This is a genomic window from Paraburkholderia podalyriae (assembly GCF_014397785.1).
Classification (GTDB): domain Bacteria; phylum Pseudomonadota; class Gammaproteobacteria; order Burkholderiales; family Burkholderiaceae; genus Paraburkholderia; species Paraburkholderia podalyriae.
Map to the genome: position 1 here is coordinate 84,865 of NZ_VZQQ01000003.1, position 22,723 is coordinate 107,587.

A 22,723-nucleotide genomic window follows, 5' to 3' on the forward strand; every position below is an offset into this window, starting at 1 on the left:
TCATTGCTTCGCGTAACGCCGCGCCTGCTCGGGCCAGTCGTCGGGCACGATAAAGCCGCGCGAGCATTCACGCAGATTGCCCGCGTTGTCGTCGATGAATGCGGCGACCATCGTCGGGCCATGTTGAAGTGAGGTCTGCGCGGTAAGCGTGTTTGCGTCGACGCAGCACGCGTAGTCCGTGCCGCGTTGCGTGTGATATCGCGGCGCGAGCCATTCGAGTCGCGGCAACACCCGCCACCAGTGCGCATGCGCGGATGCGAAAGCCGGCCAGTCTCGACGCGTCACCCACCAGCCACGCCCATGCGCGGGATCGAGTTCGGACGGATCAGTGGGCGTCTCGCCATGCCGGTAAAACAGCCAGCCTTTGACGAACATCTGCGGCGTCCACGCGCCCGCATAACCTGCCGATGCAAATTCCTCGCGCGCGCTGAGCGGCAACTGATGATGGAGCAGATGCGCGAGTTTCAGATCGAAGCGGTCCTTCAGGTTAGGGCCGACATAATCGGCGAGACGTGCCGCCTGTGCGCCATTCGCGTCGCCCGCATGCAGATAGCACTTCACCGCGAGTTCCCAATGCAGGCGCGCGCCCTGCCGCGTCCGCACGAGGAAATCGCATTCGCCGAGCGTGAGGCCCGCGTGCCGTAACGGCACACCGGCTGCGATCAGTTGCGTCGCCGGTCCAAGCCGCAGGAAAAAGCCCAGCAGGCGTTCAGCGTAGCGGCCAAGACGCGTGATGCGCGTAGCCGCGAGATCCTGGCGCAGAAGTTCCGGCGTGACGTCGAGCGCGCGCAGCCAGTCGAACGTGGCCTGCAATTCCTGCGGTGTGTCGAAGGGATCGGCGAGCGCGCCTACCGGAGGCTGCGGGCGCAACAGATCGGGACTCAGCAGCAGCCACGCGAGATCGCGGACAGCGGGATCGCGCAGCGCATCGACTGAAGCATCGCCACGCAAACCCAGCAACGTGTCGAGAAGCGCCGCGCGGCTGATAGACGCGCCGGGCATACGCGCCGCCGGCCCCTCGGGCATCGTCACTTTGATTCGTTCGACGGCGCGCCGCCGCTCGCGAGCCACGTCGCGCGCGCGAGACACAGGTCGCCCCAAGCTTTGGCCTTGTCGGGCAGGCTGCGCAGCAGGTAGGCCGGGTGATAGGTGACGATCACCGGCACGCCTTCGTACGTATGCACGCGGCCGCGCAGCGACGAAATGCTCGCGTCGGTCTTCAGCAGGCTCTGTGCGGCGAAACGGCCGAGCGCGACGATTAGCTTCGGCTTTACGAGCGCCACCTGGCGCTGCAGATACGGCTCGCAACGCGCGACTTCGTCGGGCTGCGGATTGCGGTTGCCAGGCGGCCGGCACTTGATCACGTTCGCGATATATACGTTGGTGCCGCGCGCGAGCGCGAGCGAATGCAGCATGTTGTCGAGCAGCTTGCCGGCCTGGCCGACGAACGGTTCGCCCTGACGGTCCTCGTTCTCGCCCGGCGCTTCGCCGATCAGCATCCAGTCGGCCTCTCGATCGCCGACGCCGAACACCGTGTTGGTGCGCTTCTCGCAAAGCCGGCACGCTTCGCATCCGGCGACACGTTCGGCTAGCGCGTCCCAGTCGAGTGTCTGGATGGGCGGCAGCGCGGGCGCGTCGCGGCGCGCTTCGGCGGCTGCGGGGACCGCTGCGGCTGGATCGTCGAACCACGCGAAGTCGTCGTCGGGCGGGGCGTCGAAAGTCGGCGGTGTCGAAGAGTCGAGTTGCGGCTGCGGCGATGTTGTTTCTCGCCGCGGCGCAGTTGCGTCGAAGCGCGGCGCAGATTCGCGCTCCGCTTGCGGCGGCTGTATGTCGACGGATGCGCGCAGCGATTCGTGCGCGGTCTGCGGCGCAGGCTCCGCGCGACGCTCGCCGCTCGTCTCTTGCCGCATCGATTGCAACGGCTCGTCCGCTTGCGCGGCAACGGCATCACCCTGCCCGGCCTCCGTCTGTGGCGCCGCGAGCCCGCGACGCACCCACAACGGCGCGAGTCCGAATTCTTCGAGCAACGATTCATGCAGCGCCATCTGCGCCCTCCGTGGCAAACGACAGACGCATCACGATCGCGTCCTCCCGGCCGCGATGCCGCGCCGGATAATAATTTTTGCGCCGGCCGATCGACGCGAAGCCGAAGCGCTCGTACAACCGGATCGCCCGATGATTCGACGGCCGCACTTCGAGCAGCAGCCCCTCGAGCTTCTCCGCGCGCGTGATGCGCACCGCCTCGCGCAACAGCGCGAGGCCCGCGCCGGCGCCTTGCGCTTGCGGCGTGACGCACAGATTGAGCAGATGCATTTCATCGACGACCGGCATCAGTACGCAATAGCCGATCAGCGTGCCCGTCACGTGCCGCAGACAGACGCCGAAATAGCCATTGCGCAACGAGTCGCCAAAATTGACGCGGCTCCACGGAAACTCATACGCGAGTTTCTCGATTGCGACGACTTCGTCCAGGTCGCTTTCGGTCATTGGCGACATATAGCGGTCCGTGAGCAGCACGCCGCTCATGGGCGCGCCTCGTCGTCGGACGGCTGGCCGGACGCGCCGTCGCGCGCGCGGCGCGCGGGTTGCTCGGTGGTAAGAGCCGCTTTGGCCGATTTCGCCGCTTTGTCGGCCATGCGCTCGGCGGTCGTCTGCGCGACCTTGTCGCGCACGTACTCGGGCGCGGCCTGATCAGCGGGCACCGTGCGGCCCGCATGAAACGCGCGCAGCGCCGCGTACGCGAGCGGCAGCGCATGCGGCAACGCTTCGCCATCGACACTGCGCGCGACCGCGACCGCCGGCAAGCGCTCGCCGAACGCGGCGGCGGCATTGCCGGCGAGCGTGAACGGCACGTCGGGCAGCACGAGTCGTTCAGGTGTATCGAGCGACGCCGTCTGCACGGTGCGCCATTCACGTTGCGCGTCGTCCCACGCGTAGTCGGCCCAGTAGATTTCGTCCATGCGCGCGTCGAGCGCGGCGAGCACGCGCGTCGTCGACCGATCGTGCAGGCGGGCGCTCTCAGCGCACACGAGCAGCGTGCCGATCGGCACGACCGGCAGGTTCAGGCCGAATGCGAGGCCTTGGGCGACGCCGGTCGCGGTGCGCAGTCCGGTGAACGAACCCGGACCCGAGCCGAACGCGATCGCGTCGCAGTCCGCCAGCGTGAGGCCGGCTTCGTCGAACAGCTCGCGGATCGCCGGCAGCAGACGTGTACTGGACACCGCGCCGGTTTGTTCATGGCGCACCCAGACGCGGGGCTCGGCGGTGGGCTGACCGGCGGCATCGACGGCCGCGGACACGAGCGCCGCCGAACAGAATTCGGTCGATGTATCGAGGGCAAGGAGCACTGTTTGAGTCATGGACCGTATTGTAATCGGCGCCGTGCGCGTGAATGGCGGTTTGCGCGGCCGCGCTGCCTACGTGCGCGGCGGCCACCGTTTGGAATAAGCCCTCGGTCCCGCCGCGGCAGGCAATTGTTATGATTTTCGGCCGATCTCATCTATCCCGCCACGCGGGCCAAACGACCATGACCGACATCAACGCACAGTTCGCGCAAGCCCAGGAAGACGTCAAGCAACTGCCCGAACGTCCGGGCAACCTGACGCTGCTGCGTCTTTATGCGCTGTTCAAGCAGGCGAGCGAAGGCAATGTGCACGGCGACAAGCCGGGCTTCACCGACATCGTCGGCAAATACAAATACGACGCGTGGGCGGCGCTCGCGGGCACCGCGCAGGACGCTGCGAAGCAGCAATACGTCGAGCTCGTCGAGTCGCTGAAGAGCGGCGCCGCGGCCTGAGTTTGCGCCGCGGCGACCCTCTGCGGAGATGGCCGTCTGACAAGGTCGCGACGGCCTCGCGGCGGTTTCGGAGTCGAAGCCCAGGACCGCAGCCGTCGCTTGCAGGCCTGATTCCGGCATTTGTTCCGTCGGAATTGTCCGAATAGTGGCGCGGCGCAGCAAATGTCGCTATAATCCCGCCTGCGCTTTCACTGCTTTGCCCGTTTTTCCAGCGGTCCTCGCGGCGCAGCGTCCCATAGCGTTTGCTCCAATCCAGTTTAGAACCTGTCCCCTTCTGCCTAGCCCACTTCGGGCTCAAGTCCCAGGCTGGCGACTCGCCATGTTGGCACGTCGCATCCGATACAGCTTCTAACGAAAAACTCGCCTTCATTGTCGCGAGTTGCCCCCGTTTTTCGATTTGCTCGCTGCTGTTTTTGCTCGCTGAATCCGACGACTTGGGTATGCCGATTGGCGTTGACGTTTTCATCCGATGAACCACCCAGGATCGTTTTCAAGGATTCACATGACTTTGAGCAACACCCCCAGCAGCCCGTTGAACGCCATCGCCGACGAAGCACTCGGTCTTTCGCCCGCCGCTCCCGAAGCCGCCGCGCAGGCTGACGCCAAGCCGACCTTCGCGTCGCTCGGCCTGTCCGCGGACGTCATCTCCGCGCTGACCGCCGCCGGCTACGAGCACCCGACGCCGGTGCAGCAACGCGCGGTGCCGGCAGGTATCGCCGGCCGCGATCTGCTCGTTTCGAGCCCGACCGGCTCGGGCAAGACCGCCGCATTCATGCTGCCCGCCATCGAGCGTTTCTCGCAGCTGCAAAAGACCCAGGCGAGCCAGCCGCGCGAACCGCGCCCGGCCGACGGTGGCCGTGGCCGCCGTCCGCAGCCGGTCGCACGTCCGACCATGCTGGTACTGACCCCGACCCGTGAACTCGCGATGCAGGTCACGACCGCCGCGGCGACGTACGGCAAGCACCTGAAGCGCCTGCGCACCGTCAGCATTCTCGGCGGCGTCGCTTATGGCCAGCAGTTGATGCTGCTCGCGAAGAACCCCGAAATCCTCGTCGCAACGCCGGGCCGTCTGATCGACCACCTCGAGCGCGGCCGCATCGATCTGTCGCAACTGCAGATCCTCGTGCTCGACGAAGCCGACCGCATGCTCGACATGGGTTTCATCGACGACATCGACACGATCGTCGCAGAAACGCCGGCTACGCGTCAGACCATGCTGTTCTCCGCCACGCTCGACGGCAAGATCGGCTCGCTGACCGGCCGTCTCTTGAAGGACCCGGAGCGTATCGAGATCGTCCAGCGCCTGGAACAACGCACCAACATCGCGCAAACCGTCCACTACGTCGACGACCGCGATCACAAGGACCGTCTGCTCGACCATCTGCTGCGCGACTCCGGCCTCGACCAGGCCATCGTCTTTACGGCAACCAAGATGGACGCCGACCAGTTGGCAGGCCGTCTGGCCGACGCCGGCTTCGAATCGGCCGCGCTGCACGGCGACCTGCCGCAAGGCGCGCGTAACCGCACGATCCGCGCACTGCGCGAGCGCCGCGTGCGCGTGCTGGTCGCAACCGACGTCGCCGCTCGCGGTATCGACATCCCCGGCATCACGCACGTGTTCAACTACGACCTGCCGAAGTTCGCCGAAGACTACGTGCACCGTATCGGCCGTACCGGCCGTGCGGGCCGCTCGGGTATTGCGGTGAGCCTCGTGCATCACGCCGAACAGGGCGCACTCAAGCGCATCGAGCGCTTCGTGCGCACGCCGCTGCCGGTCAACGTCGTCCAAGGCTTCGAGCCGCGCAAGGCGGCGCCTTCGGGCAATGGCCGTGCTGGCTTCGGCGGCCGCGGCCGTCCTGGCGGTGGTAATGGCAGTCGCTTCGGCAGCGGTTCGGGCAAGCCGGGCGGCTACGGCGGCTCGCGCAACGGTAACGGCAATGGTAACGGCAACGGCGGCGGCGGCGGCTGGGGCAACAAGTCGGCCGGCGGTTCGCGTGACGGTCATGGTTCGCGCGAAGGCTTCGGCGGTGGTTCGCGCGACGGTTACGGTTCGCGTGACGGCTACGGCGCGCGCCGCAGCGACGGTCCCCGTTCGGCACGTCGCGGCAGCTAATCGTCCCATCGGACAAACCGGACGGCGTCGCGCCGCCCGTGACACTCAAAAAAACCGGCGCTGAGGCGTCGGTTTTTTTTTCGCCCGTGGGCTGCCCGCCCCAAATTTCACGATGTAAAAAAATTTTTTGCGTCGTAAAAAACCATGTTGCAAAGCACAAGAAGAGCCATTGCAACAGGGAAGATATCGTTTCTTATCGCGAAACGAAAACTTCAAGCCATTGATTTAATAGAAAAACAAATATTGGGAAAACGCTTGGTGGCGTCTATTGCGCGCCCTTCGATTTGCCTAGACTCTTATATAAGACTTCACGAAACAGAACGCCTCTCCGGGCCCGACGCGTCGAGAAAGACAGAGTCACCCATCCTCCATAACTGGCATCGAAGGAGCACATCATGACCATGACCCGCGAACAGCAAGTGCAGCAACTCAAGCAGCAATGGGAAACGGACCCGCGTTGGAAAGGTGTCAAGCGCACCTACTCGGCCGAAGACGTGGTGCGTCTGCGCGGCTCGGTGCAACCCGAGCACACGCTCGCCAAGCGCGGCGCGGAAAAGCTGTGGGCCGCCGTGAACAACGAGCCGTTCGTCAACTCGCTCGGCGCGCTGACCGGCAATCAGGCGATGCAGCAGGTGAAGGCCGGTCTGAAGGCAATCTATCTGTCGGGCTGGCAGGTCGCGGGCGATGCCAACGTCGCTGGTGAAATGTACCCGGACCAGTCGCTGTATCCGGCCAACTCGGTGCCGCTGGTCGTCAAGCGCATTAACAATACGCTGACGCGCGCCGACCAGATCCAGTGGTCGGAAGGCAAAAACCCGGGGGATGAAGGCTACGTCGATTACTTCGCACCGATCGTGGCCGACGCGGAAGCCGGTTTCGGCGGCGTGCTGAACGCGTTCGAACTGATGAAAGCGATGATTGAAGCGGGCGCGTCCGGCGTGCACTTCGAAGACCAGCTGGCGTCGGTGAAGAAGTGCGGCCACATGGGCGGCAAGGTGCTCGTGCCGACCCGTGAAGCCGTCGCGAAGCTGACCGCCGCGCGACTCGCCGCCGACGTGTCGGACGTGCCGACCGTACTGCTCGCCCGCACCGACGCGGAAGCCGCCGACCTCGTGACCTCGGACATCGACGACAACGACCGCCCGTTCCTGACCGGTGAGCGCACCGTCGAAGGCTTCTACCGCACGAAGCCGGGTCTCGAGCAGGCAATCTCGCGCGGCCTCGCGTATGCGCCGTACGCCGACATGATCTGGTGCGAGACCGGCAAGCCGGACCTCGAGTTCGCGAAGAAATTCGCCGACGCGATCCACAAGGAGTATCCGGACCAGCTGCTGTCGTACAACTGCTCGCCGTCGTTCAACTGGAAGAAAAACCTCGACGACGCGACGATCGCGAAGTTCCAGCGCGAGCTCGGCGCGATGGGCTACAAGTTCCAGTTCATCACGCTGGCCGGCTTCCATGCGCTGAACTACTCGATGTTCAACCTCGCGTACGGCTATGCGCGCAACCAGATGACCGCGTTCGTCGAAATGCAGCAAGCCGAATTCGCGGCGGCCGAAAAGGGCTTCACCGCGGTCAAGCACCAGCGCGAAGTCGGCACCGGCTACTTCGATGCCGTCACTCAGACGGTCGAGCGCGAAGCATCGACGACCGCACTGCACGGTTCGACGGAAAACGAGCAGTTTTTCGACAAGAAGGTCGCCTGAGATCAGCCGGTCGGGGTCGTGCAGTCCGAGCGCAGGAACGATCGGCAAGCGCCGAGCGGCACCGCGAGCGTGCCGCCGACGCAGGGAGGGCCTTGCCGCGCCGGATTGGCAGAAGCGTCAGCGCGCATGCCAGCGGCCGGGGTCCGAGAAAAGCCAGCACGCGACCAGCATGCGGCGAAGCTGAACGCGCCGGCAGCGCCGCCGGCGCGTTTTTTTCGAATGCGCCGCGCGCCGGCAATCGGGCGGCAATCGGACGGCAATCCGGCGGCAGCACATCGTTTCAGCGATAGACGATCACAGGAATCTTCGTATGCGTGAGCACGCGCTGCGTTTCACTGCCGATCAGCAGGCTGCCGAGCCCGCGCCGCCCGTGCGATGCCATGAAGATCACGTCGCAACCGCCCTGCTCGGCCGCTTCGATGATGCCGAGATACGGCGCCGGATGCACGCTCGTGCGGCTCTCGACGCTGATGCCGACGCGGTGCGCCGCCTGCTCGACCTCGCGCAAATGCACGCGCGCCTCGCGCTCGCTGCGTTGCAGGAACTCGCCGGGCGGTTCGACCACGACTTCGGAGAACGGCGAGTACGGATATTGCGGCAGACACGCGTACGCGGTGACTCGCGCGCCGACGGCCTGCGCGAGATCGATCGCGCCCGCTATCGCTTTGCGCGACAGGTCTGAACCATCGGTTGGAACCAGGATGTGCCTGAACATGATGCCCTCCGTCACCAGCTGCGCGCAGCGCGGCGTCAGCGTCCAACAAAGCCCAGGGTGCAGGCTGCTCGAAGCGATTCTAATGCGGATGAATGCGGGTAAGGATCGGCTTCGTGCCGGTCTGGAGATTGGCGCCTCAGTCCCAGTAACCGGGTTCGCCGTACGTATGCTTGAGAAAGTCCAGAAACAGCCGCACCCGCAGCGGCAGATGACGGCGCTGCGGGAACACCGCGTGGATGCCGATGCGCGGCGCGGCGAATTCGTCGAGCACGCTGACGAGGCGGCCCGCCGCGATCTCCGCGCCGACCTCCCACCACGAGCGCCACGCAAGCCCGTGTCCGGCGAGACACCATTCGTGCAGCACCGCGCCGTCCGAGCACTCCATCGTGCCGGACACCTTGATCGACACGACCTTGCCGTCGTGCTGGAACATCCAGCCGCGCTGCTGGTTCGCGCTCGCGCCGAGCGCGAGGCAGTTGTGGCGTGCGAGATCGGCGAGGCTGTGCGGCGCGCCGCGCCGGCTCAGATACGCGGGCGACGCGACACACACGCGCCGGTTTTCGGCGAGCTTCAGCGACACCAGCGTCGAATCGGGCAACTCGCCGAGCCGCACCGCGCAATCGAAGCCTTCGTTGACGAGGTCGACGAGACGATCGGACAGATCGAGCGTGATCGACACGTCCGGATGCGCGACTGTGAACGCGGGCACGAGCGGCGCCACGTGCCGGCGCCCGAAGCCGGCCGGCGCCGACAGCCGCAGGTGCCCGCTCGCCTTCACGCCGCCCGCCGACACGCTCGCTTCGGCGTTCTGCATGTCGTGAAGGATGCGCTGACAGTCTTCGAGAAAGGCAGAGCCTTCGAAGGTCAGCGTGATCTTGCGCGTCGTGCGCACGAGCAGCTTGACACCGAGGCGCTCTTCGAGCGCGTCGATGCGCCGGCCGATGATCGCGGGCGCGACGCCTTCGGCGAGCGCCGCCGCGGACAGGCTCCCCTTGGCCGCGACGGTGGCGAAAGTCTCGATCTGCTTGAAACGGTCCATGAACGAAGACGCGCGGCGACGCGCGAAAGTGAAGGGTGCCGCGTCAGATTAGGTATATGAAAGTAAAAGATCAAGTGATCTTTAGCCTATTTTTCATCACGTACAGTCACCAATACAATCGACCCCGACCTCTGACAGGAGCGCATGGCAATGTCGGCCACAACGACACCTTCCCCGCGAGCAGTAATTTTTGACGCCTACGGCACGTTGTTCGACGTGCATTCGGTGATCGCCGCCGCGGAGCAATTGTTTCCCGGACACGGCGACGCGCTGTCGCAGCTTTGGCGTCAGAAGCAGATCGAATACACGCAACTACGCACGCTCGCCGCACGTACCGACGCCCCCGGCGAACACTATCGGCCATTCTGGGACATCACACTCGACGCACTGCGCTTCGCCGCCAAAAGACTGCAGCTCACGCTCGGCCGCGCGGCCGAAAAGCGTCTGATGGACGAATACGCGTGCCTGTCCGCGTTTCCCGATGCGGCGCCCGTGCTGCGTGCGTTGCGCGAGCCCGCCGCCGCGTCGCGCGTCGGGCTCGCGATTCTGTCGAACGGCAACCCGCAGATGCTCGACATCGCGGTCAAGAGCGCCGGCATGAACGCCCTCTTCGATCACGTGCTGTCGGTCGACGCGGTGCGCGCTTACAAACCCTCACCCGCCGCGTATGCGCTCGGCCCCGACGCGTTCGGCGTGTCCGCGCGCGAGATCGTGTTCGTGTCGTCGAACGGATGGGACGTCGCGGGCGCGACATGGTTCGGCTTCACGACGTTCTGGCTGAACCGGCAGAACCTGCCCGTCGAAGAGCTCGGCGTGACGCCGCATGGCACCGGCGCCGGCATGAACGATCTGCTGGGCTTTTTGCAGACGCTCGCGACGCCGTCGCGCTCGACCGGCAGCCATCGAACGAAAACTCATGGCAGTGGCAGCCGCAAGCGCGCCAGCCCGCGCGTATGACGACGCCCCTCGCATCCGGCCCCCCCTTTTTTCAACCTTCGCATTTTTGCAATCTGACCGACCAAGGAGAAAACATGGCTATCTCGCTGCCGCAGGGCATGGAAATCACCGGCGACATCAAGCCCGGCTTCGAAGCGATCCTCACCCAGCAAGCGCTGGAGCTCGTCGCGGCGTTGCATCGGACGTTCGAGCCGCGCCGTCAGCAGTTGCTGCAGGCGCGCGTCGAGCGCACCAGGCGGCTCGACGCGGGCGAGCGGCCCGACTTCCTCGCCGACACGAAGAGCGTGCGCGAAGGCGACTGGAAGATCGCGCCGCTGCCGCAGGATCTGCAGTGCCGGCGCGTCGAGATCACCGGGCCCGTCGAGCGCAAGATGATCATCAACGCGCTCAATTCGGGCGCCGATTCCTACATGACCGACTTCGAGGATTCGAATGCGCCGAGCTGGGACAACCAGATCACCGGTCATATCAATCTGAAGGACGCGGTGCGCCGCACGATCTCGCTCGAACAGAACGGCAAGTCGTATCGGCTCAACGAAAAGACCGCGACGCTGATCGTGCGTCCGCGCGGCTGGCATCTCGACGAGAAGCACGTGAAAGTCGACGGCAAGCGCGTGTCGGGTGGCATCTTCGATTTCGCGCTGTATCTGGTGCACAACGCGAAGGAGCTGATCGCGCGCGGCTCGGGCCCGTACTTCTATCTGCCGAAGATGGAGAGCCATCTTGAGGCGCGCCTGTGGAACGACATCTTCGTCGCCGCGCAGGAAGTGGTCGGCGTGCCGCGCGGCGCGATTCGCGCGACGGTGCTGATCGAGACGATCGTCGCCGCGTTCGAAATGGACGAAATCTTGTACGAGCTGCGCGAACATAGCTCGGGCCTGAACGCGGGCCGCTGGGACTACATCTTCTCGGCGATCAAGAAGTTCAGGAGCGACCGCGACTTCTGCCTCGCCGATCGCTCGCAGATCACGATGACCTCGCCGTTCATGCGCGCGTACGCGCTGCTGTTGCTGAAGACCTGCCATCGCCGCAACGCGCCGGCGATCGGCGGCATGAGCGCGCTGATTCCGATCAAGAACGATGCGGCCGCGAATGACAAGGCGATGGCCGGGGTGCGTTCAGACAAGGCGCGCGACGCTGGTGACGGCTACGACGGCGGCTGGGTCGCGCATCCGGGCCTCGTGGCGGTCGCGATGGAAGAGTTCGTCAAGGTGCTGGGCGACCGGTCGAACCAGATCGACAAGCAGCGCGTCGACGTTCTCGTGACCGCGACCGACCTGCTCGACTTCCGCCCGGAAACGCCGATCACCGAAACGGGCTTGCGCAACAACATCAACGTCGGCATTCACTACCTCGGCTCGTGGCTCGCGGGCAATGGCTGCGTGCCGATTCACAACCTGATGGAAGACGCGGCCACCGCCGAGATTTCGCGCTCGCAGGTGTGGCAGTGGATCCGCTCGCCGAAGGGCAAGCTCGACGACGGCCGCAAGGTGACGGCCGAACTGGTGCGCGAGTTCGCGGCGCAGGAGCTCGACAAGGTCAAACAGACGGTGGGCGGAGATACGAAGCCGTATGAGCGTGCGGCGCAGATCTTCGAGCGGATGTCGACCGCGGAGCAGTTCACCGATTTTCTGACGCTGCCGCTGTACGAAGAGATTTGATGGTGTTGATGATGCGGGCTCGGGCGACTGGGGCCTGCTCGAGCCGAGTGATCGCATCAACCTGAATGACGGCGCGCCGGACACATACGTGGCGCGCCGGTTTTTGCTCGCTGTCGTGCACCGGCTCAGCGCGTGCGCCGATGTTCGACCCAATCTCCCGAACGGATTTCGGGCAGCCCTTTTACCGCGTTCGGCGCGACCGGATAGAAGCGGCAGTTCACGACGTTGCCGTCCACCTTGACCATCACCTCGCGCGCCAGAAAACGTTCCTCGACGCTCGGATAGACGGCTTCGATTTCGTCGAGCACCGCGACGAGCGCATCGTCGATTTCATAGACGTCGCCGCGCACCTCGACGCCCGCTTCGTCGACGACGAGACCCGGATAGTCGCCAAAATCGAACAGATGGCCTCGCACGGTGGTGCTGCCGAGCAGGCTCGGCGTGGGGATGTCGTTGCGCGCGGCGGCTTCGCTGATGTCGTTCGCTTCACCGGCACGCAGCGTGCCGTAGACAAAGACGGTCTGCATCGTCGTTGAGTCTCCTGGTCAGAAGTGATGTCGGTGGCTCGGGGCCATCGGGACATTATGCAACGGTGGTCCGTTGGCGGCAGAAACTGGGCACGCTCTACAATGGCTAAAGCCCACGGCGGTGAATGGCGGCGGCCACGCCTGGCCCCCATCGCCCCCGTTATCCGAACCGACCTTGCCATGACCTCGTCCGTCGACTCCGACCCGTTGCGCCGTGTACGTTTCGCCGACATAGCGCCCGAGTTCGCGCCGAACGACACGCATCCGATCCGCGTACGCTCGCGGCCCATGCCGGCGGGCTGGCATATCGCGCGTCATACGCATGCGTGGGCGCAGGTCGCGTACGCGTCGCGCGGCGTGCTGCGGGTCGCGACGACGGGCACGACATGGATGGTGCCGCCATCGCGCGCGATCTGGTTGCCGCCACATGTGACGCACGAAGTGGTCGCCGTCGAGGATGCGTTCCTGCGGACGCTGTACATCACCGAGAGTACGGTGCCGGCCGGGCTCGATACGCCGCGGGTCGTCGAAGTGTCGAACCTGTTGCGTGAGGTGATTGCCGCGCTCGATACACGCGGCCTGTCCGCCACGCGCGAGCAACTGCTCGGCGCGCTCGCGCTCGATGAATTGACGCGCTCCGAGCCGCTGCCACTGTCCGTACCGATGCCCAGCGAAAAGCGGCTGCGCGCGCTGTGCGAGGCCGTGATCGCCGACCCGATGCATGGCGAGTCGCTCGAACAGTGGGCATCGACCGTGGGTGCGAGCACGCGCACGATCGCGCGGCTGTTTCGTCAGGAATTGGGGGTGAGTTTTTCGCAGTGGCGTCAGCAGGCGATTCTCGCGCGCGCGATTCCTCTGCTGAGCCAGGGACGGCCGCTGTCGCACGTCGCGCAGGAATTGGGCTATCAGAGCCAGAGCGCGTTCTCCGCGATGTTCCGGCGCGCGTTCGGGGCGAGCCCGCGCGCGTTTATCGAGCGCGGCGCCGAGCATCGCGCGAGCAACGGCGAGCATGAGGATGCGCAAGCGGATGAGGAAACGGCGCAGGATCAAGCCAGTCCGGCACACGTTGCTGAGCGGTGATCGGCGATCGCCAGCCTTGCGCGTCGGGCATCGACGCAGGCCCCGCATCAAACCCGCCGCGCCAGATGACGGATGGCGCCTAGCTGCGCGAGCCGCGGCCCGGCGAGCTTATAGCCCTTGCGCTGATACAGCCGCGCCGCCGGATTATCGACGAACACGCGCAACTGCAACTCGCGCAGCCCGCGTTCGCGCGCCCATTGATGCGAGACGTCGAGCAGAAACGTACCCGCGCCGAGCCGCCGATACCCTTCGGCAATCTGCACGTCGCGGATATGCAGCGAATCACCCTCCTCGGTGATACGCAGCACGCCCATCGGCACGCCATCCATTTCGAGAATGAAATTCTCCGATTCCCGCCAACTGCCGAGAAACAGATCGCTGCGCCACACCAGATGATGCCGGCGATAGTAGCCGCCCATGTTGTTGCGGGTCAGTGCCTCGGCAAACTCGAAATCGTCCATGCTGGCCGTGCGCAGATGAAACGGTAACGGAGCTTCGGTGGGATCGAACATGGCGAAACCGCTTGGATGAGTCGGATTAACGGTAAAACAGGCCGCGCGCGCTGGCAATGGCTGTTTGTCCCGAGCCTTCCGGGAGGCGGCCGGCAACGCACAGTGGAAATAAAAAAAGCCCACTTCTTGCGAAGTGGGCTTTCTCAAATCTGGCGGAGCGGACGGGGCTCGAACCCGCGACCCCCGGCGTGACAGGCCGGTATTCTGACCAACTGAACTACCGCTCCGGATTTTGCATCGCAGCCTGCGAGCCATGCTCGCTGGCTACTGCACCGTTCAAACTTCCAACCGAACGACGCCCGATGTTCTGGCGTCCCCTAGGGGATTCGAACCCCTGTACTCACCGTGAAAGGGTGATGTCCTAGGCCTCTAGACGAAGGGGACAACGTGCTGCTTACACCTTTAATGAAAAAGCCCGTTCAGGTTTGTATGAACGGGCTTTGTCTGGCGGAGTGGACGGGACTCGAACCCGCGACCCCCGGCGTGACAGGCCGGTATTCTAACCGACTGAACTACCACTCCAGTCTTTACACCCTGCTTGCGAGCGTCGGTTAGTTCTCTGCAAGCTGCGCCGCCTCAATATTACTCGAATACTAAAGCGACGCTGATGTTTGGCGTCCCCTAGGGGATTCGAACCCCTGTACTCACCGTGAAAGGGTGATGTCCTAGGCCTCTAGACGAAGGGGACAAAATCTTTTCAGATCCGTCTTAATTCGCTATTGCTTTGATCAACCCGCGCTAACTTTTCAGTTAATTCGCCAAGCTGTTTTCTCGTCAACTGCGAAGACCGTTATTTTAACTACGTTTCAGCGATTAGTGAAATCTTTTTTCTACAACCTTAAGAGTTCTTAACCACTTTAACTTCTCTGCTCTGTTTGGTGGAGGTAAGCGGGATCGAACCGCTGACCTCTTGCATGCCATGCAAGCGCTCTCCCAGCTGAGCTATACCCCCGCAGATCAGAGAAACGAGATTCTAGAGGGCGATCTGCGCTTTGTAAACACCCTTTGAGCAATTACATGCGAATTTCTTCCGACGGCAGGGGAACCCTCTGATGCGCGCCTGCCCCTGATCAGCCGAGCGATCTTTCGATGCGGCTAACGACGACGTCGCGACCAAACAGCATCAGTACGTTATCGATCGACGGCGTATGCGTGGTGCCCGCCACCAGCAGACGCACCGGCATCGCGAGTTGCGGCATCTTCAGCTTGTGCGCGCCGAGCGTCGCCTTCAGCGCTGCGGCGATCGCCTCCCTGGTCCACTCCACCGTCTTCAATGCAGCGGCCAGATCAGCGAGCGCAGGGCGAACCGCGTCGGTCACGTGCTGTGCCAGCGACTCGGCATCAGGTGCCGGCGTGCGATAGAACATCGCGGCGTTCTGTGCGATCTCCTTCACCGTCGACGCACGGTCCTTCATTAGGCCCACCACGCCGGTCAAATCAGGACCTTGCGCGAGCGCGGCTTCATCGATGCCGAGCTTCGCGAAGAACGGTTTCGCCAGTTCGGCGAGGCGTGCGTTGTCGGCTTCCTTGATGTAGTGCGCGTTGAGCCAGTTCAGCTTGTCGTGGTCGTACTGCGCCGGCGACTTGCCGAGATGCTCGAGATCGAACCATTCGACGAACTGCTCGCGCGTGAAAATCTCCGCATCTCCGTGCGACCAGCCGAGACGCGCCAGATAGTTGACGACCGCTTCCGGCAGATAGCCCGCGTCGCGGTACCCCATCACGCTCATCGCGCCGTGGCGCTTGCTCATCTTCTCACCCTGCTCGTTCAGCACGGTCGGCAGGTGCGCGTACACCGGCGGCTCGCCGCCGAGCGCGCGCAGAATGTTGATCTGGCGCGGCGTGTTGTTGACGTGATCGTCGCCGCGGATCACGTGTGTGATGCGCATGTCGAGATCATCGACGACGACGCAGAAGTTATACGTCGGCGTGCCGTCCGGGCGCGCGATCACGAGGTCGTCGAGTTCTTCGTTCGAGATTTCGATGCGGCCTTTCACCGCGTCGTCCCACGCGACCACGCCGGTCAGCGGATTACGAAAGCGCAGCACCGGCTTCACGCCCGCGGGCGGCTCCGGCAGCACCTTGCCCGGCTCCGGACGCCACGTGCCGTCGTAGCGCGGCTTTTCGCCCGCTTCGCGCTGGCGCTCGCGCAGCGCGTCGAGTTCTTCGGTCGACATGTAGCACGGATAGACGAGCCCCGCGTCCTGCATCTGCTTCAGCACTTCGCGATAGCGGTCCATGCGCTGCATCTGGTAGAACGGGCCTTCGTCGAAATCGAGACCCAGCCACGCCATGCCTTCGAGAATCGCGTCGACGGATTCGGTCGTGGAGCGCTCGAGGTCGGTGTCCTCGACCCGCAGCACGAAGATCCCATTCATCTTGCGCGCGAACGCCCACGGATACAGCGCGGAGCGGATGTTGCCCAGGTGGATGAAGCCGGTGGGACTCGGTGCGAAACGGGTACGAACGGAGGTGGTCATTAGCGGTTACTCGGAAAACAGGCGCCGGCGCTCATGCGCACACGACTACGAAGCGCGGCAGCGAAGCGTGCCCATGCTGCGCGCAATGTCGCGCACGGCCACGAGGGAAATAAATGCAAGAGCCGAATTATACCTTCCGCACGCGGGTTGCCGCCCTCGTCCGAATGGCCTGAAGCGCACGGCCGAGCGGCGTCCGGACACCCGCGTACACGCTTCTTCGCCGCTCGCGCAACCCATCGTGGAGAAACGCCGCGCCAGTTCCGAACACTTCCTCTGCAACGATTCATTACAGCGAGCCGCGCGAGCCGATCGTTTGCTTTAAGATGTGCGCGCGCTGCGATAGAGGGCTAACCGCACATCGATCCATTAGAGAGGGACAACCTCCCAGCGCGCGGAATCGCCGTCGGCGGTCCGCCTGGCCTGACCTCAGCCTGACCGCGGTACGCGCGACGCCGCCTGCGTCGCTCGCGCCGTCGCTGGAGAACTCGTTGAAACCCTCATCCCCCAGTTTGAGCCGCCGCAACTTCTCGTTGGCGGCCGCATCCGCGGTGCTTGCCGCGTGCACCACGACCGCCGGCAAACTCGATAGCGCGCCGATCACCGCGACGGCCGCCCTGTCTCCAACGCCGCCTGAAAAAGCGCAACAGAAGCCGGTGCGCGTCGCGCTCGCACTCGGTGGCGGCGCCGCGCGCGGCTTCGCGCACATCGGCGTGATCAAGGCGCTCGAGGCGCGCAATATTCAGGTCGATCTGGTCGTCGGCACGAGCGCCGGCTCGGTGGTCGGCGCGCTGTACGCGTCGGGCATGAACGGCTTCGCGCTAAACAAGCTCGCGCTGTCGATGGACGAGGCGTCGATCAGCGACTGGGCGATGCCGTTTCGTACGCGCGGCTTCCTGCAGGGCGTCGCGCTGCAGAACTACCTGAACACGACGCTGAACAACCGCCCGATCGAGAAGATGGCGAGGCCGCTCGGTGTGGTCGCGACCGATCTGCAAACCGGCCAGCCGATCCTGTTCCAGCGCGGCAACACCGGCATCGCGGTGCGCGCGTCGTGCAGCGTGCCGTCGATTTTCGAGCCGGTGAAGATCGGCGGTCACGAGTACGTGGATGGGGGTCTCGTGAGTCCGGTACCGGCGTCGTTCGCGCGCAAGATGGGCGCGGATTTCGTGATCGCCGTCGATATCTCGCAGCGACCGGAGACCGGCGTCACGGCAAGCTCGTTCGACGTGCTGATGCAGACCTTCACGATCATGGGCCAGACGATCAAGGCCTACGAGCTCGACAAGTACGCCGACGTGGTGATCCGGCCGAATCTCGCTGCGATGAGCGGCAGCGATTTCTCACAGCGCAACGCGGCAATTCTCGCCGGCGAGGAAGCGGTCGCGAAGACGATGCCGGAATTGCAGCGCACCCTCGCCGCGCGGCGAACGGGCGCCTGAAGCGGTACGGGTGGCGCGCAGTGACCGCGCGCCACCATCGCAATTATTCGCGGATCAAACGCAAAAAAGCCTGCTTCAAATGAAGCAGGCTTTTTTTCGCCTCAGCGCGGAATCAGTTATTCCCGCCGAGCGTGGCGGTCACGCGCTTGCGCAGATCGTCGCCCTGATACGAAGTCTCGATCCGGCGCGCACCCGTGAAGCGCTTTTCCCAGTACCCGTCATCCATGTCGTCGACACGGATCGTGCTGCCGGTGGACGGCGAGTGCACGAACTTGTTGTCGCCGATATAGATACCGACGTGCGAGAACGTGCGGCGCATCGTGTTGAAGAACACCAGATCGCCCGGCTTCAGGTCGCTTACGCGCACCTTCTCGCCAACCCGGCTCATTTCCTCGGCACGGCGCGGCAGTGCGAGTCCCAGCGTGTCCTGGAACACGTAGCGTACGAAACCGCTGCAATCGAGCCCCGAATCCGGCGTATTACCGCCCCAACGGTAGCGAACGCCGATCATGTTCAGCGCGCCCACTACCACATCGCCCGCCTTGCCAGCCATGCCGGAGAGGAACGATTTGGCGCCGCTTTCGCTGCCGGCAGCCTTGGTCTGGGGAGTGAGGAGGGAGAGAGGATCCGAGCCGCTGGTGGTCGGATATGAGGCATTCTGATTAAAGTTGCTGACTTCGTCGGCGAAAGCGCCGGGAGCTGCTGCCATCAAGACGCCAATGAACATCCCGGCGACGACGCGCGTGCAAGCCTGGGTGAAGTTTCTGTGCTGCATTGGTCGGTAGTTTTTGCCAAAAAATCAGGGGTCTAGAAAAAAAGTTTGCTCGATACTAGCCAGTAAGTATTTGCGTGTCAAAAGGAATAGGAAAAATCAATCGGGTTACGCACCCAATTGGGGAAAGGGTGAAAAATCAACGATCAAGCGCTGCTTTCAGCAGCTTTCGAGTGTAAGGATGCGCCGGCGCCGCAAAAATCTTCTCGACTTCGCCCGTCTCGACAATCGATCCGTTCTGCATCACCACGACGCGGTGCGCCATTGCCCCGATCACTTCCAGATCGTGGCTGATGAACACGAAGCCGAGGTTGTATTTGTGCTGCAGCCCGGCGAGCAGCTTGAGCACCTGCTGCTGGATCGAGACGTCTAGCGCGCTGGTCGGTTCGTCGAGGATCAGCACGCGCGGCTCCAGTACCAGCGCGCGCGCGATCGCGATGCGCTGGCGCTGGCCGCCCGAAAATTCATGCGGATACCGATACAGCGCGGTACGGTCGATGCCGACTTCGCGCAGCACCGCGAGCACCTTGTCGCGCCGCGCCTGCGGTGTCATCTGCGGTCGATGCAGCGCAAGACCCTCGCCGACGATCCGCTCGATCGTCTGCCGCGGCGAAAGTGAGCTAAAAGGGTCCTGAAAGACGACCTGCATGTTCGAGCGCAATGCGGTCTTTTCGGCGCCGCGATAGCTCGCGAGCGCCCTGCCCTGAAACTCGATCTCGCCCTGAGCGGTGCGCTGCAGACCGAGCAGCGCCATCGCGAGCGTCGACTTCCCCGAACCCGACTCGCCGACGATGCCGAGCGTCTCGCCCTGGCGTACCGACACGTTCGCGTCGTCGACCGCGCGAAACCGCCCCGCGCCCAACCAGCCACGCAGGCCCGAAAGTTTCGTTCGGAAGTCGACCGATACGTCGCGCGCTTCGAGCAGCACCGGCGAGATCGGCAACACCGGCACGACCTCTCGCTGCGGCCGGCTCGCGAGCAGCCGCTGCGTATACGGATGGCGCGGCGCTTCGAACACCTGCTCGACCGTGCCGGTTTCGACCAGCACGCCCCGCTCCATCACCGCGACGCGCTGCGCGAAGTGACGCACGAGGTTCAGGTCGTGCGTGATCAAAAGAACGGCCATGCCGCGCTTTTGTGCTTCGTCGCGCTGCAGTTCCAGCAGCAGTTCGACGATCTGCGCACGAATCGTCACATCCAGCGCGGTGGTCGGCTCGTCGGCGAGCAACAGGCGCGGCCGGCAGGCGAGTGCCATCGCGATCATCGCGCGCTGCCGCTGGCCGCCCGACAGCTGATGCGGGTAGCTGTCGACACGTTTCTGCGGCTCGGTGATGCCGGTGCGCGCAAGCAGCGCGACCGCGCGCCTGCGCGCCTCGGTCGCGCTGACGCCATCGTGCACGACGATCGTCTCCGCAATCTGGTCGCCGATCGTATACAGCGGATTGAGCGCGGTCATCGGCTCCTGGAAGATCATTGCGATGGCCGAGCCACGCAGGCCACGCATCGCACGCTCGCTCTTCGCGAGCAGGTCTTCGCCATTGAAACGGATCGCGCCGCTCACCTGCGCGTCGTTGAGCAGGCGCAGCACCGACAGCGCGGTCACGCTCTTGCCCGAGCCCGATTCGCCGACGAGCGCGACGCGTTCACCGCGCGCAATCGCGAGCGTGACGTCGTCGACGGCCATCGTGTCGCCGAACGCGACACGCAGATGGTCGAGTTCGAGCAGCGGCGTATCCGTCGACTGCGGATCGATTTGCGGCAGCGCGCTCATTGCCGGCCTCCGGCGCGCATGGCATCGGAGATACGCGTGTCGAGCGCGTTGCGCAGCGCGTCGCCCATGAAGGTCAACAGCAGCAGCATCGTCACCAGCACGCCGAAGGTCGACATCGAGATCCACCACGCGTCGAGATTCGCCTTGCCCTGCGCAAGCAGTTCGCCAAGGCTCGGCGTCGGCGGCGGCACGCCGAGGCCGAGGAAGTCGAGGCTCGTTAGCGCGAGAATCGCGCTGCTCATGCTGAACGGCAGAAACGTGATGACCGGCGTCAGGCTATTCGGCAACACGTGACGCCAGATGATCTGCCCATGCGACAGGCCCATCGCGCGCGCGGCGCGCACATAGTCCTGCTGGCGGTTGCGCAGGAATTCGGCGCGCACGTAATCGGACAGGCCGATCCAGTTGAACAGCGACAGCAGCACGATCAGCAGCGCGAAACTGCGCTCGAAGATCGACGAAAAGATGATCAGCAGATAGAGCTGCGGCATCGCGTTCCAGATCTCGATCAGACGCTGTCCGACGATATCGGTTCGCCCTCCGAAGTAACCTTGCACCGCTCCCGCGGCGATGCCGACTATCGTGCTGATCACGGTCAGCACGAGCCCGAACACGACCGACACGCCGAAGCCGTACAGCAGACGCGCGAACAGATCGCGGCCGCGGTCGTCGGTGCCGAGCCAGTTTTCGCGCGACGGCGGCGCCGGGTTGGGCGCCTTGGAGAAGTAATTGAGCGTGTCGTAGTAGTAGTGATTCGGCGGATACAGCGCGAAATTGCCCGGCGCATCGAAGCGGCGACGGATGTGCGGATCGAGATAATCGGTCGGCGTGGGAAAGTCGCCACCGAAGGTAGTCTCGGCGTAGGTCTTGACCAGCGGGAAATACAGATGGCCGTCGTAGCGCACGACGACCGGCTTGTCGTTCGACCACAGCGGCCCCACGAGGCTCGCCGCGAACGCGGCGACGAAGATGATCAGGCTCCAGTAGCCGAGACGCTGCTGGCGAAAACGCCGCCACACGCGGCGCATCGGCGACGGCGACATCAGTGCGCGCGCGGGTTCGGTGCGCGCCGCCGCATCGGCGGAAAGGCGGGCTCGATTCATCAGCGCTCCAGTTGTTCGAATTGGATGCGGGGATCGACCCACACATAGCAAAGGTCGGAGATCAGCCGCGTGACGAGGCCGATCAGCGTGAACAGATATAACGTGCCGAGCACGACCGGATAGTCCCGCCGCATCACCGATTCATACGACAGCAACCCGAGCCCGTCGAGCGAGAACAGCGTTTCGATCAGCAGGCTGCCAGTGAAAAACGCGCCGATGAACGCGCCCGGGAAGTTGACGATCAGCGGCAGCAGCGCATTACGAAACACGTGCTTCCACAGCACCCGCCGCTCGGACAAACCTTTGGCGCGTGCGGTCAGCACGTACTGCTTGCGGATTTCGTCGAGGAACGCGTTTTTCGTCAGCATCGTGACGACCGCGAAGCTGCCCACCACCGATGCCGTGATCGGCAACGTGATATGCCACAGGTAGTCGAGGATCTTGCCGACGAAGCTCAACTGGTCCCAGTTGTCAGAGGTGAGGTTGCGCAGCGGAAACAGCTGCAGGAACGTGCCACCGCCGAACAGCACGAGCAACAGCACGCCGAGCACGAAACCGGGAATCGCGTAGCCGACCAGCACGACGAGGCTCGTCGCGATATCGAAGTGTGAACCGTTGCGCACCGCCTTCGCGATGCCGAGCGGCACCGATATCAGATAGGTGAGAAAAAACGTCCACAGGCCGATGCTGATCGAAACCGGCAGCTTCGACACGATCAGCGACCACACGCTCTGATGACGGAAATAGCTCTGGCCGAGGTCGAAGGTCGCGAAGCGCTTGAGCATCAGCACATAGCGTTCGAGCGGCGGCTTGTCGAAGCCGTACAACTGCTTCAGTTGCGCGATCTGTTGCGCGTCGACGCCGCTATGCGAGCGCAGCCCGAACGGCGAGGCGCCCTCCGCGCCCTTGCGCAGCTCGTGCTGCATCTGCTCGACCGGGCCGCCCGGCACGAACTGAATCACGACGAAGGTCAGCGTCAGCACGCCGAGCAGCGTCGGGATCATCAGCAGCAGGCGTTTGAGGATGTAGCTCCACATAGGCGGTGTTCCAGT

21 protein-coding genes and 5 tRNA genes are annotated in these 22,723 nt (G+C 64.3%); 7 read left to right on the forward strand and 19 right to left on the reverse strand.

Features of this window, described 5'->3' with window-relative positions; all coding sequences use genetic code 11:
* Genes F6X42_RS04260 through tsaB form a run of 4 tightly spaced genes read right to left on the reverse strand, consistent with a single transcriptional unit; the run spans nt 1 to nt 3,359 of the window.
* Nucleotides 1-1,002 carry a DUF1853 family protein gene (locus F6X42_RS04260; RefSeq protein ID WP_246529955.1) on the reverse strand — a complete coding sequence of 334 codons (1,002 nt, stop codon included), beginning with the start codon at nt 1,000-1,002 and terminating at the stop codon, nt 1-3.
* Nucleotides 1,003-1,028: 26 nt separating this feature from the next.
* Nucleotides 1,029-2,045: a uracil-DNA glycosylase gene (locus F6X42_RS04265; protein WP_187633020.1), complete on the reverse strand. Its 1,017-nt coding sequence runs from the start codon at nt 2,043-2,045 to the stop codon at nt 1,029-1,031.
* Nucleotides 2,032-2,526 carry a ribosomal protein S18-alanine N-acetyltransferase gene (gene rimI, locus F6X42_RS04270; RefSeq protein WP_187633021.1) on the reverse strand — a complete coding sequence of 165 codons (495 nt, stop codon included), beginning with the start codon at nt 2,524-2,526 and terminating at the stop codon, nt 2,032-2,034. The genes F6X42_RS04265 and rimI overlap by 14 nt, the downstream gene beginning before the upstream one ends.
* Nucleotides 2,523-3,359 (reverse strand): tRNA (adenosine(37)-N6)-threonylcarbamoyltransferase complex dimerization subunit type 1 TsaB, encoded by an 837-nt coding sequence (gene tsaB / locus F6X42_RS04275; RefSeq protein WP_187633022.1) that lies wholly within the window; start codon nt 3,357-3,359, stop codon nt 2,523-2,525. The genes rimI and tsaB overlap by 4 nt, the downstream gene beginning before the upstream one ends.
* A gap of 167 nt (nt 3,360-3,526) precedes the next feature.
* Between tsaB and F6X42_RS04280 the strand changes: the two genes are divergently transcribed.
* Complete coding sequence (locus F6X42_RS04280; RefSeq protein ID WP_187633023.1) at nt 3,527-3,796, forward strand: acyl-CoA-binding protein; 270 nt, start codon at nt 3,527-3,529, stop codon at nt 3,794-3,796.
* A 278-nt stretch (nt 3,797-4,074) separates the two neighbouring features.
* Here the strand turns inward: F6X42_RS04280 and F6X42_RS04285 are convergent, their stop codons facing one another.
* Nucleotides 4,075-4,290: a hypothetical protein gene (locus tag F6X42_RS04285; RefSeq protein ID WP_187633024.1), complete on the reverse strand. Its 216-nt coding sequence runs from the start codon at nt 4,288-4,290 to the stop codon at nt 4,075-4,077.
* An 8-nt stretch (nt 4,291-4,298) separates the two neighbouring features.
* On the opposite strand from F6X42_RS04285, the gene F6X42_RS04290 reads away from it, so the two are divergent.
* Both F6X42_RS04290 and aceA read left to right on the forward strand, forming a co-directional pair.
* Entirely contained in the window at nt 4,299-5,909 is a 1,611-nt protein-coding gene (locus F6X42_RS04290; protein WP_187633025.1) for a DEAD/DEAH box helicase, read from the forward strand.
* Nucleotides 5,910-6,310: 401 nt separating this feature from the next.
* Nucleotides 6,311-7,615: an isocitrate lyase gene (aceA, locus tag F6X42_RS04295; protein WP_187633212.1), complete on the forward strand. Its 1,305-nt coding sequence runs from the start codon at nt 6,311-6,313 to the stop codon at nt 7,613-7,615.
* Nucleotides 7,616-7,895: 280 nt separating this feature from the next.
* Here the strand turns inward: aceA and F6X42_RS04300 are convergent, their stop codons facing one another.
* Both F6X42_RS04300 and F6X42_RS04305 read right to left on the reverse strand, forming a co-directional pair.
* Entirely contained in the window at nt 7,896-8,330 is a 435-nt protein-coding gene (locus F6X42_RS04300) for a universal stress protein (protein WP_187633026.1), read from the reverse strand.
* Between the two features lie 136 nt (nt 8,331-8,466).
* Nucleotides 8,467-9,369, reverse strand: a complete 903-nt coding sequence (locus F6X42_RS04305; RefSeq protein ID WP_187633027.1) for a LysR family transcriptional regulator — start codon at nt 9,367-9,369, stop codon at nt 8,467-8,469.
* A 150-nt stretch (nt 9,370-9,519) separates the two neighbouring features.
* On the opposite strand from F6X42_RS04305, the gene F6X42_RS04310 reads away from it, so the two are divergent.
* Both F6X42_RS04310 and aceB read left to right on the forward strand, forming a co-directional pair.
* Nucleotides 9,520-10,326, forward strand: coding sequence for a haloacid dehalogenase type II (locus tag F6X42_RS04310; RefSeq protein ID WP_187633028.1), 807 nt, complete (start codon nt 9,520-9,522; stop codon nt 10,324-10,326).
* Nucleotides 10,327-10,400: 74 nt separating this feature from the next.
* The gene (gene aceB, locus F6X42_RS04315; protein ID WP_187633029.1) at nt 10,401-11,987 is read left to right on the forward strand and encodes a malate synthase A; all 1,587 of its coding nucleotides are present in this window, start codon (nt 10,401-10,403) and stop codon (nt 11,985-11,987) included.
* 125 nt (nt 11,988-12,112) lie between these two features.
* On the opposite strand, the gene F6X42_RS04320 is transcribed toward aceB, so the two are convergent.
* Nucleotides 12,113-12,514 carry a gamma-glutamylcyclotransferase family protein gene (locus tag F6X42_RS04320; RefSeq protein WP_187633030.1) on the reverse strand — a complete coding sequence of 134 codons (402 nt, stop codon included), beginning with the start codon at nt 12,512-12,514 and terminating at the stop codon, nt 12,113-12,115.
* A gap of 180 nt (nt 12,515-12,694) precedes the next feature.
* Here F6X42_RS04320 and F6X42_RS04325 point away from each other — a divergent pair, with 180 nt between their 5' ends.
* Nucleotides 12,695-13,594 carry an AraC family transcriptional regulator gene (locus tag F6X42_RS04325; RefSeq protein WP_187633031.1) on the forward strand — a complete coding sequence of 300 codons (900 nt, stop codon included), beginning with the start codon at nt 12,695-12,697 and terminating at the stop codon, nt 13,592-13,594.
* Between the two features lie 47 nt (nt 13,595-13,641).
* Here the strand turns inward: F6X42_RS04325 and F6X42_RS04330 are convergent, their stop codons facing one another.
* From F6X42_RS04330 to gltX, 7 genes are all read right to left on the reverse strand, one after another.
* On the reverse strand, nt 13,642-14,106 hold the full coding sequence (locus tag F6X42_RS04330; RefSeq protein WP_187633032.1) for a GNAT family N-acetyltransferase: 465 nt from the start codon (nt 14,104-14,106) through the stop codon (nt 13,642-13,644).
* A gap of 150 nt (nt 14,107-14,256) precedes the next feature.
* Nucleotides 14,257-14,333, reverse strand: a tRNA-Asp gene (locus F6X42_RS04335).
* Nucleotides 14,334-14,414: 81 nt separating this feature from the next.
* Nucleotides 14,415-14,490: transfer RNA gene (locus tag F6X42_RS04340), tRNA-Glu, on the reverse strand.
* 61 nt (nt 14,491-14,551) lie between these two features.
* Nucleotides 14,552-14,628: transfer RNA gene (locus tag F6X42_RS04345), tRNA-Asp, on the reverse strand.
* 90 nt (nt 14,629-14,718) lie between these two features.
* A tRNA-Glu gene (locus F6X42_RS04350) sits at nt 14,719-14,794 on the reverse strand.
* Nucleotides 14,795-14,982: 188 nt separating this feature from the next.
* Nucleotides 14,983-15,058, reverse strand: a tRNA-Ala gene (locus F6X42_RS04355).
* Nucleotides 15,059-15,176: 118 nt separating this feature from the next.
* The gene (gltX, locus tag F6X42_RS04360) at nt 15,177-16,586 is read right to left on the reverse strand and encodes a glutamate--tRNA ligase (protein WP_187633033.1); all 1,410 of its coding nucleotides are present in this window, start codon (nt 16,584-16,586) and stop codon (nt 15,177-15,179) included.
* Nucleotides 16,587-17,074: 488 nt separating this feature from the next.
* Between gltX and F6X42_RS04365 the strand changes: the two genes are divergently transcribed.
* Nucleotides 17,075-18,025 carry a patatin-like phospholipase family protein gene (locus tag F6X42_RS04365; RefSeq protein WP_187633034.1) on the forward strand — a complete coding sequence of 317 codons (951 nt, stop codon included), beginning with the start codon at nt 17,075-17,077 and terminating at the stop codon, nt 18,023-18,025.
* A 112-nt stretch (nt 18,026-18,137) separates the two neighbouring features.
* Here the strand turns inward: F6X42_RS04365 and F6X42_RS04370 are convergent, their stop codons facing one another.
* The 4 genes from F6X42_RS04370 to F6X42_RS04385 all read right to left on the reverse strand — a co-directional run bounded on the left by F6X42_RS04370 (nt 18,138) and on the right by F6X42_RS04385 (nt 22,708).
* Nucleotides 18,138-18,800: a C40 family peptidase gene (locus F6X42_RS04370; RefSeq protein ID WP_187633035.1), complete on the reverse strand. Its 663-nt coding sequence runs from the start codon at nt 18,798-18,800 to the stop codon at nt 18,138-18,140.
* Nucleotides 18,801-18,936: 136 nt separating this feature from the next.
* Nucleotides 18,937-20,568 carry an ABC transporter ATP-binding protein gene (locus F6X42_RS04375; protein ID WP_187633036.1) on the reverse strand — a complete coding sequence of 544 codons (1,632 nt, stop codon included), beginning with the start codon at nt 20,566-20,568 and terminating at the stop codon, nt 18,937-18,939.
* On the reverse strand, nt 20,565-21,671 hold the full coding sequence (locus F6X42_RS04380; protein ID WP_187633037.1) for an ABC transporter permease: 1,107 nt from the start codon (nt 21,669-21,671) through the stop codon (nt 20,565-20,567). The genes F6X42_RS04375 and F6X42_RS04380 overlap by 4 nt, the downstream gene beginning before the upstream one ends.
* Entirely contained in the window at nt 21,671-22,708 is a 1,038-nt protein-coding gene (locus F6X42_RS04385; RefSeq protein ID WP_187633038.1) for a microcin C ABC transporter permease YejB, read from the reverse strand. Before F6X42_RS04385 ends, F6X42_RS04380 begins: the two co-directional genes overlap by 1 nt.
* Nucleotides 22,709-22,723 lie beyond the last annotated feature (15 nt).

What these genes read in the sequence shown, in the direction of transcription:
- F6X42_RS04260 (WP_246529955.1), bottom strand. Translation starts at nt 1,002, where the DNA reads ATGCCCGGCGCGTCTATCAGCCGCGCGGCGCTTCTCGACACGTTGCTG.
- F6X42_RS04265 (WP_187633020.1), bottom strand. Translation starts at nt 2,045, where the DNA reads ATGGCGCTGCATGAATCGTTGCTCGAAGAATTCGGACTCGCGCCGTTG.
- rimI (WP_187633021.1), bottom strand. Translation starts at nt 2,526, where the DNA reads ATGAGCGGCGTGCTGCTCACGGACCGCTATATGTCGCCAATGACCGAA.
- tsaB (WP_187633022.1), bottom strand. Translation starts at nt 3,359, where the DNA reads ATGACTCAAACAGTGCTCCTTGCCCTCGATACATCGACCGAATTCTGT.
- F6X42_RS04280 (WP_187633023.1), top strand. Translation starts at nt 3,527, where the DNA reads ATGACCGACATCAACGCACAGTTCGCGCAAGCCCAGGAAGACGTCAAG.
- F6X42_RS04290 (WP_187633025.1), top strand. Translation starts at nt 4,299, where the DNA reads ATGACTTTGAGCAACACCCCCAGCAGCCCGTTGAACGCCATCGCCGAC.
- aceA (WP_187633212.1), top strand. Translation starts at nt 6,311, where the DNA reads ATGACCCGCGAACAGCAAGTGCAGCAACTCAAGCAGCAATGGGAAACG.
- F6X42_RS04300 (WP_187633026.1), bottom strand. Translation starts at nt 8,330, where the DNA reads ATGTTCAGGCACATCCTGGTTCCAACCGATGGTTCAGACCTGTCGCGC.
- F6X42_RS04305 (WP_187633027.1), bottom strand. Translation starts at nt 9,369, where the DNA reads ATGGACCGTTTCAAGCAGATCGAGACTTTCGCCACCGTCGCGGCCAAG.
- F6X42_RS04310 (WP_187633028.1), top strand. Translation starts at nt 9,520, where the DNA reads ATGTCGGCCACAACGACACCTTCCCCGCGAGCAGTAATTTTTGACGCC.
- aceB (WP_187633029.1), top strand. Translation starts at nt 10,401, where the DNA reads ATGGCTATCTCGCTGCCGCAGGGCATGGAAATCACCGGCGACATCAAG.
- F6X42_RS04320 (WP_187633030.1), bottom strand. Translation starts at nt 12,514, where the DNA reads ATGCAGACCGTCTTTGTCTACGGCACGCTGCGTGCCGGTGAAGCGAAC.
- F6X42_RS04325 (WP_187633031.1), top strand. Translation starts at nt 12,695, where the DNA reads ATGACCTCGTCCGTCGACTCCGACCCGTTGCGCCGTGTACGTTTCGCC.
- F6X42_RS04330 (WP_187633032.1), bottom strand. Translation starts at nt 14,106, where the DNA reads ATGTTCGATCCCACCGAAGCTCCGTTACCGTTTCATCTGCGCACGGCC.
- gltX (WP_187633033.1), bottom strand. Translation starts at nt 16,586, where the DNA reads ATGACCACCTCCGTTCGTACCCGTTTCGCACCGAGTCCCACCGGCTTC.
- F6X42_RS04370 (WP_187633035.1), bottom strand. Translation starts at nt 18,800, where the DNA reads ATGCAGCACAGAAACTTCACCCAGGCTTGCACGCGCGTCGTCGCCGGG.
- F6X42_RS04375 (WP_187633036.1), bottom strand. Translation starts at nt 20,568, where the DNA reads ATGAGCGCGCTGCCGCAAATCGATCCGCAGTCGACGGATACGCCGCTG.
- F6X42_RS04380 (WP_187633037.1), bottom strand. Translation starts at nt 21,671, where the DNA reads ATGAATCGAGCCCGCCTTTCCGCCGATGCGGCGGCGCGCACCGAACCC.
- F6X42_RS04385 (WP_187633038.1), bottom strand. Translation starts at nt 22,708, where the DNA reads ATGTGGAGCTACATCCTCAAACGCCTGCTGCTGATGATCCCGACGCTG.